Source organism: Paenibacillus terrae HPL-003, from assembly GCF_000235585.1.
GTDB classification, from domain to species: Bacteria; Bacillota; Bacilli; order Paenibacillales; family Paenibacillaceae; genus Paenibacillus; species Paenibacillus terrae_B.
Window position 1 is genome coordinate 1,780,364 of the sequence record NC_016641.1, and the last position, 17,051, is coordinate 1,797,414.

At 48.9% G+C, this 17,051-nt stretch carries 17 protein-coding genes and 1 tRNA gene; 16 read left to right on the forward strand and 2 right to left on the reverse strand.

Annotated features, from left to right (window positions below; genetic code table 11):
* The 14 genes from hisH (at window position 1) to HPL003_RS08285 (ending at window position 13,704) form a co-directional block, all read left to right on the forward strand.
* Window positions 1-630, forward strand: a complete 630-nt coding sequence (hisH, locus tag HPL003_RS08220) for an imidazole glycerol phosphate synthase subunit HisH (protein ID WP_014279160.1) — start codon at window positions 1-3, stop codon at window positions 628-630.
* A 43-nt stretch (window positions 631-673) separates the two neighbouring features.
* Window positions 674-1,405: a 1-(5-phosphoribosyl)-5-[(5-phosphoribosylamino)methylideneamino]imidazole-4-carboxamide isomerase gene (gene hisA, locus HPL003_RS08225; RefSeq protein WP_014279161.1), complete on the forward strand. Its 732-nt coding sequence runs from the start codon at window positions 674-676 to the stop codon at window positions 1,403-1,405.
* 10 nt (window positions 1,406-1,415) lie between these two features.
* Complete coding sequence (gene hisF / locus HPL003_RS08230) at window positions 1,416-2,174, forward strand: imidazole glycerol phosphate synthase subunit HisF (RefSeq protein ID WP_014279162.1); 759 nt, start codon at window positions 1,416-1,418, stop codon at window positions 2,172-2,174.
* On the forward strand, window positions 2,171-2,911 hold the full coding sequence (hisIE, locus tag HPL003_RS08235; protein WP_014279163.1) for a bifunctional phosphoribosyl-AMP cyclohydrolase/phosphoribosyl-ATP diphosphatase HisIE: 741 nt from the start codon (window positions 2,171-2,173) through the stop codon (window positions 2,909-2,911). The genes hisF and hisIE overlap by 4 nt, the downstream gene beginning before the upstream one ends.
* Before the next feature lie 36 nt (window positions 2,912-2,947).
* The gene (gene hisJ / locus HPL003_RS08240; RefSeq protein WP_014279165.1) at window positions 2,948-3,772 is read left to right on the forward strand and encodes a histidinol-phosphatase HisJ; all 825 of its coding nucleotides are present in this window, start codon (window positions 2,948-2,950) and stop codon (window positions 3,770-3,772) included.
* 231 nt (window positions 3,773-4,003) lie between these two features.
* Window positions 4,004-5,785 carry a tetratricopeptide repeat protein gene (locus tag HPL003_RS08245; protein WP_014279166.1) on the forward strand — a complete coding sequence of 594 codons (1,782 nt, stop codon included), beginning with the start codon at window positions 4,004-4,006 and terminating at the stop codon, window positions 5,783-5,785.
* A gap of 40 nt (window positions 5,786-5,825) precedes the next feature.
* Window positions 5,826-6,779 (forward strand): thioredoxin-disulfide reductase, encoded by a 954-nt coding sequence (gene trxB, locus HPL003_RS08250; protein WP_014279167.1) that lies wholly within the window; start codon window positions 5,826-5,828, stop codon window positions 6,777-6,779.
* 288 nt (window positions 6,780-7,067) lie between these two features.
* Entirely contained in the window at window positions 7,068-8,018 is a 951-nt protein-coding gene (locus HPL003_RS08255; protein ID WP_014279168.1) for an ROK family glucokinase, read from the forward strand.
* Window positions 8,019-8,069: 51 nt separating this feature from the next.
* The gene (gene rapZ, locus HPL003_RS08260) at window positions 8,070-8,969 is read left to right on the forward strand and encodes an RNase adapter RapZ (protein ID WP_014279169.1); all 900 of its coding nucleotides are present in this window, start codon (window positions 8,070-8,072) and stop codon (window positions 8,967-8,969) included.
* Window positions 8,970-8,981: 12 nt separating this feature from the next.
* Window positions 8,982-9,968, forward strand: a complete 987-nt coding sequence (locus HPL003_RS08265; protein ID WP_014279170.1) for a gluconeogenesis factor YvcK family protein — start codon at window positions 8,982-8,984, stop codon at window positions 9,966-9,968.
* Window positions 9,969-9,973: 5 nt separating this feature from the next.
* Window positions 9,974-10,918: a DNA-binding protein WhiA gene (gene whiA / locus HPL003_RS08270; RefSeq protein WP_014279171.1), complete on the forward strand. Its 945-nt coding sequence runs from the start codon at window positions 9,974-9,976 to the stop codon at window positions 10,916-10,918.
* A gap of 135 nt (window positions 10,919-11,053) precedes the next feature.
* Window positions 11,054-11,323, forward strand: a complete 270-nt coding sequence (locus HPL003_RS08275) for an HPr family phosphocarrier protein (RefSeq protein WP_007428150.1) — start codon at window positions 11,054-11,056, stop codon at window positions 11,321-11,323.
* 270 nt (window positions 11,324-11,593) lie between these two features.
* On the forward strand, window positions 11,594-12,352 hold the full coding sequence (locus HPL003_RS08280; RefSeq protein WP_014279172.1) for an SIMPL domain-containing protein: 759 nt from the start codon (window positions 11,594-11,596) through the stop codon (window positions 12,350-12,352).
* 239 nt (window positions 12,353-12,591) lie between these two features.
* Complete coding sequence (locus HPL003_RS08285) at window positions 12,592-13,704, forward strand: stalk domain-containing protein (RefSeq protein ID WP_014279173.1); 1,113 nt, start codon at window positions 12,592-12,594, stop codon at window positions 13,702-13,704.
* 85 nt (window positions 13,705-13,789) lie between these two features.
* Here HPL003_RS08285 and clpP read toward each other — a convergent pair whose 3' ends face one another.
* Together clpP and HPL003_RS08295 are read right to left on the reverse strand one after the other, a co-directional pair.
* Window positions 13,790-14,386, reverse strand: coding sequence for an ATP-dependent Clp endopeptidase proteolytic subunit ClpP (gene clpP / locus HPL003_RS08290; protein ID WP_014279174.1), 597 nt, complete (start codon window positions 14,384-14,386; stop codon window positions 13,790-13,792).
* A gap of 209 nt (window positions 14,387-14,595) precedes the next feature.
* Window positions 14,596-14,670: transfer RNA gene (locus HPL003_RS08295), tRNA-Arg, on the reverse strand.
* A 235-nt stretch (window positions 14,671-14,905) separates the two neighbouring features.
* On the opposite strand from HPL003_RS08295, the gene HPL003_RS08300 reads away from it, so the two are divergent.
* Both HPL003_RS08300 and gap read left to right on the forward strand, forming a co-directional pair.
* Window positions 14,906-15,943, forward strand: coding sequence for a sugar-binding transcriptional regulator (locus tag HPL003_RS08300; protein ID WP_014279175.1), 1,038 nt, complete (start codon window positions 14,906-14,908; stop codon window positions 15,941-15,943).
* 92 nt (window positions 15,944-16,035) lie between these two features.
* Entirely contained in the window at window positions 16,036-17,046 is a 1,011-nt protein-coding gene (gene gap / locus HPL003_RS08305; protein WP_014279176.1) for a type I glyceraldehyde-3-phosphate dehydrogenase, read from the forward strand.
* The last annotated feature ends 5 nt before the right edge of the window (window positions 17,047-17,051 follow it).

A 17,051-nucleotide genomic window follows, 5' to 3' on the forward strand; every position in this document is an offset into this window, starting at 1 on the left:
ATGTCCATTGCCATTGTGGATTACGGCAGAGGCAATCTGCATAGTGTGAGCAAGGCGGTTGAACGTCTCGGCTATGAGGCTGTAGTAACAGGAGATGCAAAAGTGATTCGTTCCGCCAGCGGTGTGATTTTGCCAGGTGTAGGGGCGTTCGGAGACGCTATGGAGCATTTGCGTTCCAGCGGCTTGGACCGAGTCATTCAGGAGGTTGCGAGCGCCGGACAGCCGTTGCTTGGCGTTTGCTTGGGGATGCAGTTGTTGTTCACTCGTGGCGAAGAATATGGCAGTCATGAGGGGCTGGATATTTTGCCGGGAAAAGTCGTGCGCTTTGCTCCTGATCTGGGCGTGAAGGTGCCGCATATGGGCTGGAATCGTCTGCACATGACGCAGCCGGAACATCCATTGTTGCAAGGCTTGGAGGAAGGGCATGTGTATTTTGTGCATTCTTATCATGCCAAGCCGGAGGTAGAAAGCGATTTGCTGGCGGTGACCGATTACGGCGGGCCGGTAACAGCTATCGTAGGCAGAGGCCATGTATACGGTATGCAGTTCCATCCAGAGAAGAGTGGGGACATGGGAATGCGACTGCTTCGTCAGTTTTTGGAACTGGCGGAGGCGGAAAAGCGAGCGTAATTACACATAGGTATTTTTGAATAGCTCACAAGGGGGTCATACTTTGTTCACGATATATCCGGCGATTGATATTCGCGATGGCAAATGTGTACGTTTGGTGCAGGGGGATTACAGCCAGGAGACGATATACAATGAAAATCCGGTGGAGGTGGCCCGGGAATGGGAGCGCTTGGGCGGCTCCTACATTCATTTGGTCGATCTGGACGGTGCTAAAGCGGGTCAACCTGTGAACGATGAGCTGATCGGACGCATCGCATCTACGGTGCAAGTACCCGTACAGGTGGGCGGCGGTTTGCGCACGCGCGAGCATGTAGAGCGCCTGTTGTCACTGGGCGTGAGCCGCGTGATTTTGGGTACGGCGGCGATTGAGGACCGTGCTTTTACGGAAGCGGTGTTGGCTACGTATGGTGATCGGATCGCCATCGGTCTGGATGCGCGAAATGGCTATGTAGCGACGCGAGGGTGGCTCGAAACCTCAGAGGTTCGTGCAGATGAACTGGCGGCTGAGCTGGCCTCCAAGGGCGCAGAAACGTTTATTTTTACGGATATTTCCCGCGATGGAATGATGCAGGGTCCGAATGTGGAGGCGATCGTGGCGCTTGCGAAAAGCAGTGGACGCACCGTGATTGCATCCGGCGGTGTCAGCAAGATGGACGATCTGATTACGTTAAGTGCCTATGCGCAAAAAGGTGTAGGCGGCGCTATTGTGGGTAAGGCGTTGTATACAGGCAGCATTGATTTACAGGTCGCCGTACAAGCCGTAGCAAAGGCATAGGGGGATAGGCATGCTGGCTAAACGTATTATTCCCTGCTTGGACGTAAAGGATGGCAGGGTGGTTAAGGGCGTCAATTTTGTGAACTTACGCGATGCAGGCGATCCGGTAGAGCTGGCGGCGCTTTATGACCAGGAAGGCGCAGACGAAATCATATTTCTGGATATTTCTGCTTCGGTTGAAGGTCGCGCCACCATGGAAGAGGTGGTTCGTCAGACAGCGGGGGAAATTGCAATTCCCTTCACCGTGGGCGGCGGGATATCGCATGTCGATGATATGAAGCGCATCCTGCGTGCAGGGGCTGATAAAATCGGCATTAATACGGCGGCCGTTCGTAACCCTCAGCTGATTGCGGAGGGTGCGCGCAGCTTTGGCTCACAATGCATCGTAGTCGCGATTGATGCCAAGTACAATGAGGCTTGGGGCGAATGGGAAGTGTATACGCACGGAGGCCGCACGCCATCCGGCATTCGGGCCTTGGCCTGGGCCAAGGAGGCTGAACGGCTAGGGGCAGGCGAAATTTTGTTGACCAGCATGAATGCGGACGGAACCAAGGATGGTTTTGACCTGCCATTGACCTCTGCGGTGTCGGATACCGTGGGTATTCCAGTCATTGCTTCCGGTGGAGCTGGCAAGCAGGAGCATTTTTATGACGTGTTTACGGTGGGTAAAGCAGATGCCGGATTAGCGGCAACGATTTTTCACTATAAAGAAATAGGAATCCCCGAGCTAAAACGGGATTTGAAGCGTAGAGGAGTGGAGATACGATGAGCAACGAATTGAACCAGCAGCTATCTCTGGAACAGGTATTGGATAATATCCGCTGGAATGAAGCAGGGCTTGTCTCGGCGATTGTGCAGGATGATGCTACGCTACAAGTATTGACGCTGGCCTATATGAATCGAGAATCGCTGAAGCTTTCTCTGGAATCGGGAGAGACTTGGTTTTGGTCTCGTTCCAGACAGGAGCTGTGGCACAAGGGGGCAACCTCGGGGAATACGCAAAAAATCACCTCCATCCAGTTGGATTGTGACGGTGACGCTCTGCTTGTACGTGTAATTCCGAATGGTCCTGTTTGTCATACCGGAGCGACGAGCTGCTTTTTCCGTGATATTTCCGCGCCAGGAACAGTTATAGCTCCTGCTACGGGAAATGCCGGGGGCCAGGCGTTGGTGGCGACTCAACCAGGCACGACTCATGCTGCAACAAACCGCTTTGAGGTGCTTGCCCAGTTGGAAGCAATCATTAGGGAGCGGGAAGTGACACGTCCTGAAGGGGCCTATACGACCTACCTTTTTGACAAAGGCGTGGATAAGATTCTGAAAAAGGTTGGCGAAGAAGCATCCGAGACGATCATTGCTGCCAAGAATAAAGATAATGAGGAGCTGCGTCTGGAGGTCAGCGATCTGATCTATCACTTGCTGGTACTGTTACAGGAGCGCAAACTACCGTTGGATGATGTACTGGCTGAGCTGAACCGCCGCCATGAGCGTCCCCGTCGTGATTAAAATGGGTGTTGTAGCGCTGGAAGAGGGGAGTGCCTCATGAAAATTGACTATCATACGCATCATGCCCGCTGCGGTCATGCGATAGGAAATCTGGAAGAGTATGTGCAGCAGGGTATTCGGCTGGGGCTGGATCAGCTCGGCCTGTCCGATCACATGCCGTTACTGCATGTAAATCCGGCCGACTATTACCCGGAGATGGCGATGCCAATGGAAGAGCTGCCCCGGTATGTGGAAGAATGTCTCGAATTAAAAGAACACTATAAGGGACAGATTGACATTCGTGTCGGCTTGGAAGGCGACTACATCGAGGGTTGGGAACGGGAAATCGAAGACATCATCACCGCATATCCGTGGGATTATGTGATTGGTTCTGTACATTTTCTCGGGGAGTGGGATGTCACGGATTTCCGTCAGGTACACCATTGGGAAGGCAAAAATGTGCTGGAGGTGTACCGGACTTATTATGATGCGGTTTCCAAAGCGGCAGCTACCGGTTTGTACGACATCTTGGGGCATCTGGATGTCATTAAGCGTTTCGGCCACTATCCGAAGCCAGAAGAAGCGGAGGAGCTGCGTGAGCTGGAGCGCTCTACACTCTCGGCCGTTGCCCGCAGCGGGCGGGCAATCGAGCTGAATGCATCGGGGCTATCCAAGCCCTGTGCAGAGATGTTCCCGAGCCGCCGCATGCTGGAGGAGGCGTTGGCGCTAGGTATCCCGCTCACCGTAGGCTCGGATGCCCATGATCCGGCGAAGCTGTCCGAGCATCTGGAGAAGGCGCGCGCGCTTCTGCATGAGGTCGGATATCGTGAGCTTGCCGTATTCCTGCAGCGTGAGCGCTCGTCGGTGCCGTTGACACTTTGATGTCTAAGTTCAGCCTAATATATATCCCGATGTCCAGCCGAACGCTGCCTTTTTACACATGAAGGCGCGTGCGGCTATTTGGCGTATTCACTCATTTTCCAGCGGCTGGGCCAGAGCTTGGTTCAGTTTTTTGGGATGAGGCATACCCTACTGTCAAGTCTTTTTAAAGTTGTGGTATACTGAAGGGTATGAACATGCCAGTTACAGTTAAAGGAGGTGCCTTTGTTATTTATGAAAGGGAAACATCTGCGAGCTTCGGGACCTAGCCCTAAAATTATTGTTTTGCGTTTCGACGCATCTTTCTTTTTTGAGAAAGCTGTGCGCTCGCTTGATCGCAATCATTATGACAAGGCATTGAAATATTTTCGCAAAGCCGTTGAATATGAACCGGATAATTCGGTGAATCATTGCAATATGGCGGGTATATTATCAGAGATGGGGGATTATGCAGGTTCAAATGAGATCCTGTCCTCTGTTCTAAGCGATGTAGATCCGTCGATGACAGAGTGTTACTTCTATATGGCGAATAATTACGCCAATATGGAGCAGTTTGAAGAAGCGGAGAAAGCCTTGGTCACGTATTTGGAGGAGGACGAAGAAGGACAGTTTCTCGATGAAGCCGAGGAAATGATGGAGCTGCTTTATTATGAGCTGGACCGTCCAACCAAGCTGAACCGCATTAAGGCCCGGCAGGGAGTGGTCGAGCATGATCAGGCCCGTGTCTTGCTGGAGGAAGGGAAGTTTGCTCAGGCGGCCCAATTGCTTAAGCAAATTTCAGAGGAACAGCCGGACATGTTCGCTGCGCGGAACAATCTGGCGCTGGCGTATTACTACATGGGACTATTTCAAAATGCGAAGACTACCATTCTTCGAGTGCTGGAGGATGAACCGGGTAATTTGCATGCGCTGTGCAACCTGGCGATCTTTTATCAGCATGAGGGCGGCGGCCCGGAATTGGATCGTCTGATTCAAACGTTGACGGTTACCATACCATTTCAGGAGGAGCAGGTATTCAAGCTGGCTACTACGATGGGGATTCTCGGACGTCATGAGGAGGCCTACAGACATTTTCGCAGGTTGCTCCAAGGTGACGGGGAGAATAATGACGACCCCTCCCTGTACCATTATACGGCGGTGGCTGCCAGCAATACGGGAAGATATACGGAAGCCCGGCGGTTGTGGGGTCATCTGCAAAAGCAGGATGATTCCTCGGAAGTTCCGCGGTTCTTCCTGTCCCGGCTGGAGGAACTCCAGCAGGAGGGTACACCGCTGCAAGTGCTCAGCTACCATTACCATCTCCCCTTTGAAGAACAATTCCGCATGTGGGAGAAGTTCGGAGCTGACCAGGTGCCTGACAGTATGAAGCGGGACCCGCTAATCCGGTCTTCCTTCTTCTGGGCGTTACGCCACGGCGATCGAGCGACCCAGCTTCAAGTCATTCAGGCGCTAAGCCTGATCGGTGACGATGAGGTGCGGCAGGCATTGGAATCCTTCGTAGAAGACCCGGATCAGGAAGGCGAGTTGAAACGGCGCGCCTTGCAGGTACTGCAAGAGTTGACGGAGCCGCCAGTTAAGGACATACAGGAGACAAATCAGGAAACGGAGCGACTTCTGCGACCAGAGTCAGAGAAGGCTCACCACGTATCCGAAGATGAGGTGTCTGCCCATTCAACTGTCCATCCGGAATGGCAGGCAGTGTTGGATAAGGTACTTGCCGTTATGAGCAAGCCGTCCGATCCAGTCATGCAGCGCGACTTGAGGTCGCTTTGGCTGGAATATCTGGATCGGCTTGCCCCGGAAGTGCCGATTGTTCAGCATACTGAGGGATGGGCAGCGGCGCTGGAATACTTGACAGCCAAAATGAATCATCATTCGGTGACCTATCAGGAGGTAGCTGACCGTTATGGTATTTCCGTATCGACCGTAAGCCGCTATGCACGCCAGATTGACAGCGTGTGCGGTATCAAGCAGAAGATGAAACAGCCGCTCTCCACGTTTAAAAAGCAGGTCTGAGACCTGCTACAAACACCACTTAGAAGGAGGCAACAAACGTATGTATAAATCCATAATTATTGGTACAGGTCCTGCAGGCTACACAGCAGCTATTTATTTGGCGCGCGCGAACATGAATCCACTGATCATTGAGGGAATGCAGCCCGGCGGGCAGCTTACCACAACGACTGAAATTGAAAATTTTCCGGGTTTTGAGCAAGGCATCCTCGGACCTGAGTTGATGGATAACATGCGCAAGCAGGCCGAACGCTTTGGCGCTGAATTTACTTCCGGCTGGGTAGAGGAAGTGGATTTCAGCAAGCGCCCTTTTAAAGTGAAGGTAGAGGGAAAAGGCATCATTGAGGCGGAGTCGGTAATTATTGCTACAGGAGCGTCCGCCAGATATCTTGGTATTCCGGGTGAGCAGGACAATGTGGGACGCGGAGTCAGTACTTGCGCGACCTGCGACGGCTTCTTTTTCCGTGGGAAAAAAATCATTGTAGTGGGTGGCGGCGATTCAGCCATGGAGGAGGCGAGCTTCCTGACCCGGTTTGCTTCCAGCGTAACCTTGGTTCACCGTCGCGATGAGCTGCGGGCGTCTAAAATTATGCAGGATCGCGCACGGGAAAATGAAAAAGTACATTGGTCGTTAAACCGGACTCCTGTGGAGGTCGTAACGGGAGAGACGGGATTAAAGGGCTTGAAGGTACACAATAATGAGACGAATCAGGATGAGCTGATCGAGGCAGATGGTGTGTTCGTGGCAATCGGACATACGCCTAATACGGGCTTCCTGAATGGTCAAATCAGCACAGACGATCATGGCTATATTCAAGTGAAACCAGGAACGACAGAAACGAACATTCCCGGGGTATTTGCCTGCGGGGACGTGCAGGATAACCGTTATCGTCAAGCCATTACGGCTGCGGGAACGGGCTGCATGGCGGCTATGGATTGCGAGAAATATCTCGAAGGCAGCTCTGTTCATGACTGGAGCGAAACACTGGATCAATAAAGAAAGCTACAGGATACAATTATGCTAAGGTGAGGGCGATGGTTAGGCCCAGTTAAGCCGTGCCTTAGATTCAGGAAGAGGAAGCCTGCTGCATCTGCACAGGCTTTCTCCTTTTTATGGATGATGAGACCTGAAGTTCTGCTAATCCTGCGCTTTCCAACAGGGAAGTGTCCTTGACCGTAACGGGGGCTTCAATTATAGTTGGAACGTAGGTAACTATTATAAGTCAAGATTTTAATCATATATTTCATACACAGTTTTTAAGTAAACATAAAGGTGGCTTGGAACATGTCAGAAAGTATCTATGTGGGTGTCGATTTGGGCGGTACAGCAATCAAGGTAGGCATTTGTAATGAAGACGGGCAGCTTTTGCACACATACGAAGGACCAACGGAAACAACTAAGGGCGTAGACGTTGTGATCAGCAATATCGAAAAATATGTGCGGCACATTGTTGAGCAATCTCCCTATGAATGGGATCAACTGAAGGGTGTCGGAGCGGGCGTTGCTGGTTTTACGAATGTTCGCGAAGGTATTATAGTCCTCGCCCCCAATATTGGCTTTCGTGACGTACCGATTCGTGCGCTGTTGGAGGAACGGATTGGCAAGCCTGTGAAAATAGACAACGATGCTAACGTCGCTGCACTTGGCGAAGCTTGGGCCGGGGCGGGCAAAGGCATAGAAAACTGCGTATGCTATACCCTGGGTACGGGTGTTGGTGGTGGTATTATTATTAATGGTAAAATATATCAAGGTTTTTCAGGCATGGCTGGAGAAATTGGTCATATGAGCGTCGTACCGGATCTGGAAGCCATTCAGTGTGGATGTGGCCAAATGGGTTGTCTGGAAACCGTATCTTCCGCAACGGGCATTATCCGCATGGCAAATGACGCTGTGGAACGTGGAGATCGGACTTCCCTGGCGCTGGAAGATCAAATCGCTGCCAAGGAAGTATTTGATGCAGCCAAGGCCGGGGATGAGGTCGCGCTGCGTATCGTGAAGCGGGCTGCCTTTTATTTAGGGAAATCTATGGCAGCGGTTGCCACCGTGCTAAACCCGGAGCTGTTTATTGTAGGCGGTGGTGTTTCCAAAGCGGGTGATTTCTTGTTCGAAGAGATGCGTCTGGTATATGCCCAACTGGCACCTGAGCCGCTCCAGCAAGGGGTATCTATTGTTCCGGCAGTGCTTGGCAATGACGCAGGTATCGTAGGGGCAGCCGGTTTGCTACTGCGCTCCTGATCCATAGGTTACTGACATAGAGTGATGAAGCAAAAGGAGAGGGAAGTCCATATGACAGACAACCTAAAAAACGCTGCGCCGTGGGCAACACTCATTATTATTACGGGAATGTCAGGCGCAGGGAAGACCATTGCAGTGCAAAGCCTGGAAGATCTGGGCTTCTTCTGCGTTGATAATTTACCGCCTGTGCTGATTCCCAAGTTTGCTGAATTAATCGAGCAGTCCAACGGTAAGATAGGCAAAGTGGCGCTGGTGATTGACTTGCGTGGACGAGAATTTTTTACGGCTTTGTCGGAATCATTAAACTATATTAAGGATCATTTTACAATTCATTGTGAAATTTTATTCCTGAATGCCAATGACGGTGTTCTCGTACAGCGATACAAGGAAAGCCGTCGCCGCCACCCGCTTGCTCCGGATGGTATGCCTCTGGACGGAATACGACTGGAGCGCAAAATGCTGGAGGAACTGAAAAACTCAGCAACACAGGTCATTGATACAAGTGTGATGAAGCCTGCAACCTTAAAGGCGCGAATTATTTCCCGATTTTCTCATCTGGAGAGCAGCATGCTTTCCGTAAACATTACCTCGTTCGGCTTCAAATATGGTATTCCCATTGATGCCGATCTTATATTCGACGTGCGTTTCCTGCCCAATCCTCACTATGTGGACCAATTGCGGCCACATACCGGACAGGATAGTGATGTGTATGATTATGTTATGAAATGGCCTGAGACTCAGGCATTTCTGACCAAGCTGCTGGATATGTTACATTTTTTGATTCCGCAATACCGCAAGGAAGGCAAGAGCCAGGTCATTATCGGTATCGGCTGTACCGGCGGTAAGCATCGTTCTGTCGCGATATCTGAATATTTAGGAAAAATGCTGGGTGCCAGTGAAACAGAATCAGTTTCTGTTTCACATCGGGATGCTGAACGCGACCGGCATTAATGAGGTGAAAACATGAACGAGACCGGATCACAACGGGAGCGCCCTCGTATTGTTGTTATGGGTGGCGGAACCGGCTTGTCCGTCATGCTGCGGGGGTTGAAACAAAAGCCACTGGATATTACGGCTATTGTTACAGTCGCTGACGATGGCGGAAGCTCCGGGATATTGCGCAGTGAGCTGCAAATGCCCCCTCCGGGGGATATTCGAAATGTACTGACTGCACTGGCTGATGTAGAGCCGGTGATGTCCGATATGCTGAAATATCGTTTCGGCGCAGGATCAGGCTTGGCAGGCCATAGTTTGGGCAACCTGATTTTGGCGGCGATGACCGATATATCGGGAGATTTTGTGACGGCGGTGCGTGAGCTTAGCCGTGTATTTGCTGTACGGGGGCGTGTGCTGCCGGCGGCTGAAGAAGGCGTTGTGCTGAGTGCCGAAATGGAGGATGGCACGGTGGTTACTGGTGAATCCAAAATCCCGGAAGCGGGCGGCAGAATCAAACGTGTTTTTCTTGAACCGACTCACGTGGAGCCGTTGCCTGAGGCTGTGGAGGCCATTAATGAGGCCGATGCAATCCTGATTGGTCCTGGCAGTCTGTACACCAGCATTTTGCCTAATCTGCTCGTACCGAAGCTTGCAGAGGCTGTGGTGAAATCAGACGCTATCAAAATATTCGTCTGCAACGTTATGACTCAGCCGGGCGAAACGGATGGATATACTGTGGGAGATCACTTGCAGGCTATTTATGAGCATATAGGGCATCATTTGTTTGATTATGTAATCGTCAATAATGGAGAAATTCCGCCCCAAGTACAGGAAATGTATGCCGAGCAGGGAGCCAAGCCAGTTCAAATAGACATGGGAGAACTGACTGACCGAGGATACAAAGTGGTGGCAGATACGCTTGTTCTGTTCCGCACCTATTTACGGCACGATGCCGACAAACTGAGCCAGCACATTTACCAACTGGTACAAAACTGGATATTAAGAAGGAGGTGAGTCCCTTGTCCTTTGCGGCACAAACAAAAAAAGAGCTTACGATGATCGAAAGCCAGCCCTGCTGTGAAAAAGCAGAACTATCTGCGCTCATACGTATGCTCGGGTCCGTACAACTGTCCAATAAAAGGGTGATATTGGATGTGTCCACAGAAAATGCCGCGATTGCAAGGCGGATTTACTCCTTGATCAAAAAGCATTTTCAAGTTCATATCGAGCTGCTTGTAAGAAAAAAGATGCGCCTGAAAAAAAATAACGTGTACATTGTCCGCATTCCAAGTGGTGTACAAGAGCTGTTGAAGGATCTTTACATCGTATCAGAAGGGTTCTTGTTCACGGACGGGATTAATCGGGATATCATTCGGAAAAACTGTTGTAAGCGGGCTTATTTGCGTGGCGCTTTTATGGCAGGTGGTTCTGTCAACAATCCGGAGGGATCGTCTTACCATCTGGAGATTTCCTCGATGTATGAGGAGCATTGCCAGGCGCTGGTCGATCTGGCGAATGAGTTTCATCTGAATGCCCGCTGCATTGAGCGAAAAAAAGGCTTTATTCTCTACATCAAGGAAGGCGAAAAGATCATTGAGCTACTCAGCATCATTGGGGCGCATCAGGCTTTGTTCAAATTTGAGGATGTCCGCATCATGCGTGATATGCGCAATTCCGTGAACCGGATTGTTAATTGTGAAACGGCTAATCTGAACAAGACGATTGGAGCTGCTGTCCGGCAAATTGAGAATATCAAGCTGCTGGAGAGGGAAGTCGGCCTGGATACGCTGCCAGATAAGTTGCGCGAGGTGGCAGAAATACGTCTCGCTCATCCTGATTTGAATTTGAAAGAAGTCGGGGAAATGCTCAAAGGGGTCGTGAGTAAATCGGGTGTAAATCATCGACTTCGCAAAATTGACGAGATGGCTGACAAAATCAGGGGAGAAAACGGCCTGATTCCTTAAAAGGAGTGCCTGTGGGGCTTCAGCCCCGGTTTTTTTAGTTTTTTTTCTAGTGTCTGTCCCAGGTTAATGTTATAATGTGATAAATAAAATGGAGTAAGTAGTGTCCAGATTTATTTGATGAGGGGGTAAGCTGACATGTCAAAACATCCGGTAGTCGTACGCTTGAAAACAGGACTGCACGCCAGACCTGCTGCGTTGTTCGTACAGGAAGCGAATAAATATTCATCTGAGATTTTTGTGGAAAAAGAAGACAAAAAGGTTAATGCCAAGAGTATCATGGGTATTATGAGCCTTGCCATCAGTACAGGTACTGAAATTTACATTAGTGCTGAAGGTGCGGACGCCGAGCAGGCTGTAAACGCTTTAGTAAGTCTGGTTAGTAAGGTAGAGCTGGAAAATCAATAAACAAACATCTGCTTTGTGATATGGTATACGCTCTTAGTGAAAAGCCCCTTTGGGGCTTTTTTTGTACCCGAAAAAACAGAGTGGGCAATCCCCCGTCGGGCTGCTCCAATGTGGTCTTTTTGAATACCTGCGCAGTGTTTAGCCCAAGCTACAAGTAATTTACATTCTGTGATGGTACTCTATTTCGAAAATGTGTCACCTAACTGCAACCTTTTCCCTTTGTTTCCGTCTGGAAGGTACACACATCATCAAGAAAAGAGGACGATTAAGATGAAACATTGGACAAAAGCTGCAAATACAGCAGTTCTGGCAGGAGCATTATTGGCAGGAGTAGTAGCAGGGGGATTATGGACAGGAGCAGATCGCGCCTATGCCGCGTCAGCATCTACGACGGTAAGCAGTGTAATTAATGTGAGTGGCAGCGGGGAAGTATTGGTTAAGCCCGATATTGCCTATCTATCCATCGGCGTACAATCTGAAGGAAATACAGCAGCCGCTGCCCAAAAAGCCAACGCAGCTAAAATAAGTAAGGTCACACAACTGCTGAAAGAAAAGTGGAGCATCAGTGCAGACGACATTCAGACGAGCCAGTTCTACGTGCAGCCTAACTATACCTATGACGAAAAACAAGGACAGAAGCTCAAAGGCTACATTGCCAACCATACGCTTTCCGTCAAGTACCGTGATTTGGATAAAATCGGTCAGTTACTGGATGAGGCTACACAGTCTGGAGCGAACAACGTGGATAATGTGCGTTTTTCGGTAGAAAACTCTTCAGCTTATGAGGAAGAAGCGATTGCTAAGGCGTTGGGAAATGCTCAATCTAAAGCCAATGCTGTAGCCAAGGCAACCAAACGTGGGCTTGGAACTCTCTTGAACGTAACGGTAGATGGGGGAGATGCCCAAATCTTCACACAACGTGAGGCTGCTATGAGCAAGGCACTTTTGGACACCAGTGGTGGAACAGAGATACAATCCGGTCAAGTGAGTGTGAAAGTCCAAGTGTCGGCACAATACGAATTGAACTAGCGTAGAGATTATAACGAAGCCACAAGCGCCCTGCTTTATTTGCAGGATGGCTTGCTGGCTTTTTTTATATGTCGAAACTATTTTGTAATGAGTCTGTAACAGCTGGCGCCTACTAGATGTACAGATTGAGATCGGAGAGTGTACAGATTGTAAACTACGAACATAGGGGGATAGATATAATAAGTAAAGTAATCAATACACATAGGATATACACATCTATAACAGGAGGAAAATTTAATATGAACAAGCATACAAAAAAATGGGGCTCCGCACTGCTGGCAGCGGGAATTTTAGTAGGAGTCGCAGTTTTTCCTGTTTCCTATATTGAGGCAGCATCGACCAAACAGCTAGCTACATCACAGCAACCGGGAATCTCCATCCAATGGAACGGTAAAACATTGGCGACCAAAGGAGTCCAGGTAAACGGAAGCACACTCATTCCAGTAGCAGCACTGCGCGACAGCTTAGGAATTCCGGTGAGCTATGATACCAAAACAGCGACCTATACCGTAGGCAGCGGGTACAATAAGCTTTACATCATGTCCTCTTCCTCCGATGGTCCCTATGTCAATGTCAATGGAATAAGCACACGCAACATGGATGGCAAACAGATCGCCGGGAAGCTGTACATTCCTATGAGACTACTGAAAGATTATTTGGGCATCGATGCTCAGTGGAATGCAGCTCAGAAAACCGTAACATTGAGTAAAAGCCAGCTAAATCCGATTACGATTACGTCCCAATCTCTTCCGGCTTCGAGTGATGCAAAGGTGTCCTACAAGGTTAAGTATCCGCAAATCAGTGGTAGCCAGCTTAATCCTGAAGCTCAGCAGGCCATTAACGGTGTACTTAAAAAACGAGGGGAGGAAATACTGGCAGCAGGCAAAAAGCAAGTGGCTGAGGGTGAGCCTACAGTTGAAAGACCGTATGCCTTTGCTAATGATTTTGCCGTTTCCTATAACAAAGACGGTATTTTGAGTGTGATTATGCAGGATTACTTCGATACGGCGGGTGCTCATGGTATGACGGCCCGTAAAGGATATACGTTCTCACTCGCTGATGGAAAATTGCTGCAATTGTCTGACGTGCTGAAGGCCAATCCTAATTACAAACAGTTTCTTAATAGCGACCTGAAGAAAAAAATTAATGGTTCAATGGTGAATGAAGGCGGCTTTGGTGGCTTCAAGGACATTGCGGCTAATCCGAATTTTTATGTAACGAATAGCGGTGTGACGATTGTATTTGATTTGTATGAATATGGACCTTATGCGTACGGTATTCCTGAGTTCACTTATTCGTTTGGTCAATTGTTGCCTCAAGGCAGCAAGCCTTTTGCAGGACAGAAAGAATAGTAAACGAAAAAGCTGCCTATCGGATACGAACATCCGGGGCAGCTTTTTTCGTTGACCAGCTATTCAGAGGCAATAATTCGTTCTCTTATACACCTTCTGTAGAGGAGCTAGTTAGCACTTTATCAATAATACCGTATTCCTTGGCATCATCTGCGGACATGAAATAGTCACGGTCTGTGTCTTTTTCAATGCGCTCCAGTGGTTGGCCAGTGCGATCTGCGAGAATGCGGTTCAATTTGTCGCGCATTTTCAGAATGCGGCGGGCGCGGATTTCAATATCCGTTGCCTGACCTTGTGCACCACCCAGCGGCTGATGAATCATAATTTCGCTGTTTGGCAAAGCAAAACGTTTGCCCTTGGCACCTGCGTTCAACAAGAACGCACCCATAGAAGCGGCCATACCTACACAAATTGTTGACACATCAGGTTTAATGTATTGCATTGTATCGAAAATCGCCATACCAGCTGTAATGGAACCGCCAGGGCTGTTAACATACAAGTGAATGTCTTTTTCAGGATCTTCGGCAGCCAAAAACAGCATTTGCGCAATAATAGAGTTGGCTACAACGTCATTGACGTCCGAGCCCAACAAAATAATGCGATCCTTCAACAGTCTGGAATAAATGTCATAGGCGCGTTCGCCGCGGTTACTTTGTTCTACTACCATAGGAACATAGCTCACGTCAAAAAACCTCCCTTTAATATCGTTAATGGATTTGGTGGACATGCCGATTACACGTCCCTATTTATAAACTGTTGCCGTATTAACCACATGATAAACAATTTCAAACAAAAAGTCAAAGAAAGTCAAACTTATGGTCAAAAAAAAGAGCCCTCTGCGCTCTTATTGGTTAAAACAGTATATAGAAGCATTTAAACATTCATATAAAATGGCGCGCCCGCGAGGAATCGAACCTCGATCTCAGGCTCCGGAGGCCTACGTCATATCCGTTGGACCACGGGCGCACAGCTAATTGGAAACAAAGATGATTATATGATATACAGCATTGAATTGCAAGCTTTTATTACGTGCGCATATTCACATAAAAAGTTGAGAAATATAGGTTCAGATAGACTTGCATGTGGAGCAAATATTGGGTAAGATATACGTGGGACTTAAAAAGTTAACCCGGGACGTTTTAAGACCAGTCAGTGATATAGCATTAGAGACAGAACTTAGAAGTGTGCGGGAGTGGAAAGCATGCGAAAGATATTAGAAATACAGAAGCAGCTTCTGCCCGACCTCATGGATGTTTTGAAAAAAAGGTACACAATCCTGCATCAGATTATGCTGTCCGATGTTATTGGACGCAGAACGCTGGCGGCTTCACTGAACATGACCGAGCGCGTGTTGCGCGCTGAAACCGATCTTCTTAAAGCCCAAGGGCTGATTGAGATTGAGAGTGTGGGCATGAAGGTGAGCAAAGCAGGACTGGATCTGCTGGAACAGCTGGAGCCGATTGCGAACAACTTGTTCGGCCTGTCCCAATTGGAGGATCAGATTCGTCAAGCCTATGGCTTGAGGAAGGTGGTTGTCGTTCCAGGGGATTCGGATGCTTCTCCTTTAACGAAGCAGGAGCTGGGCCGTGCTGGGGCAAAAGCGCTGCTGAGTGTTATGGACGACGAGGATGTGGTCGCCGTAACAGGTGGCACGACGATTGCCGACGTGGCGGACCAACTGACACTACCTGCTAATGGCCCACTTAAGGGCGGATGGTTCGTACCGGCACGTGGGGGTTTGGGAGAAAGCATGGAAATGCAGGCGAACACCATTGCTTCCACAATGGCTCGCAAGGTCGGCTCACAATACCGTCTGCTCCATGTACCGGATTTGCTCAGCAATCATGCTTACAACTCCTTGCTTGAGGATACGAACATTCAGGATATATTGAGCCTGATTCGAGAGAGTCGTATTATCATTCACGGGATAGGCAATGCCATAGCGATGGCCCACAGACGCAAGCTTGACCCCGAAACTTTTGCCCAGATCAGCAATGAGGGCGCGGTTGCCGAATCGTTTGGCTATTATTTCAACGAAGATGGCGTCGTTGTTCATAGAATGCTGACGCTTGGACTCCGCTTGGAGGACATCAGGCGTACGGAGACGGTGCTAGGTGTAGCTGGGGGCAAGAGCAAGGCAGCTGCTATTCATGCGGTGCTGCGTTTCGGGCAAGAAGATATTCTTGTCACCGACGAAGGCGCTGCTGTCGAGATTGTAAGCCGTTATTTAAAAGGTTAATATAGATTTATGAATTGTGTTGTCTTGACGGGCTTTCGGGTCTGTCTTGAATATATAAACTAAACTAAACGAACTTTGGGAGGAACTCACTCATGACAGTTAAAGTTGGTATTAACGGTTTCGGACGTATTGGACGCCTTGCTTTCCGCCGGATTCAAAACGTGGAAGGTATTGAAGTAGTAGCAATCAATGACTTGACAGATTCCAAAATGCTGGCACATCTGTTGAAATATGATACAACACAAGGTACTTTCCAAGGAGAAGTAGAAGTACACGATGGCTTCTTCAAAGTTAACGGTAAAGAAGTTAAAGTTTTGGCTAACCGCAACCCTGAAGAACTGCCTTGGGGAGACCTGGGCGTAGATATCGTTCTGGAATGCACAGGTTTCTTCACAACTAAAGAAGCTGCTGAGAAACATTTGAAAGGCGGCGCTAAAAAAGTTGTTATCTCCGCTCCAGCTACTGGCGACATGAAAACTGTCGTTTACAACGTAAACCATGAAATTCTGGACGGTACTGAAACTGTAATCTCCGGTGCTTCTTGCACAACGAACTGCCTGGCTCCTATGGCTAAAACACTGCAAGACAAATTTGGTATCGTTGAAGGCCTGATGACTACAATTCATGCTTACACTGGCGACCAAAACACTTTGGATGCTCCGCATGCTAAAGGCGACTTCCGTCGTGCTCGCGCTGCAGCTGAAAACATCATTCCTAACACAACTGGTGCTGCTAAAGCCATCGGTCTGGTAATTCCTGAACTGAAAGGTAAACTGGATGGCGCGGCTCAACGTGTACCAGTAGCAACTGGTTCCCTGACTGAGCTGGTAACTGTTCTGGAGAAAAACGTAACTGTTGAAGAAATCAACGCTGCGATGAAAGAAGCTTCCGATCCTGAAACTTACGGCTACACTGAAGACGAGATCGTTTCTTCCGACATCAAAGGTATCACTTTCGGTTCTTTGTTTGATGCAACTCAAACTAAAGTTCTGACTGTTGGCGACAAACAACTGGTGAAAACTGTAGCTTGGTATGACAATGAAATGTCCTACACTGCACAATTGATCCGTACGTTGGAATACTTCGCTAAATTGGCTAAATAAGAATT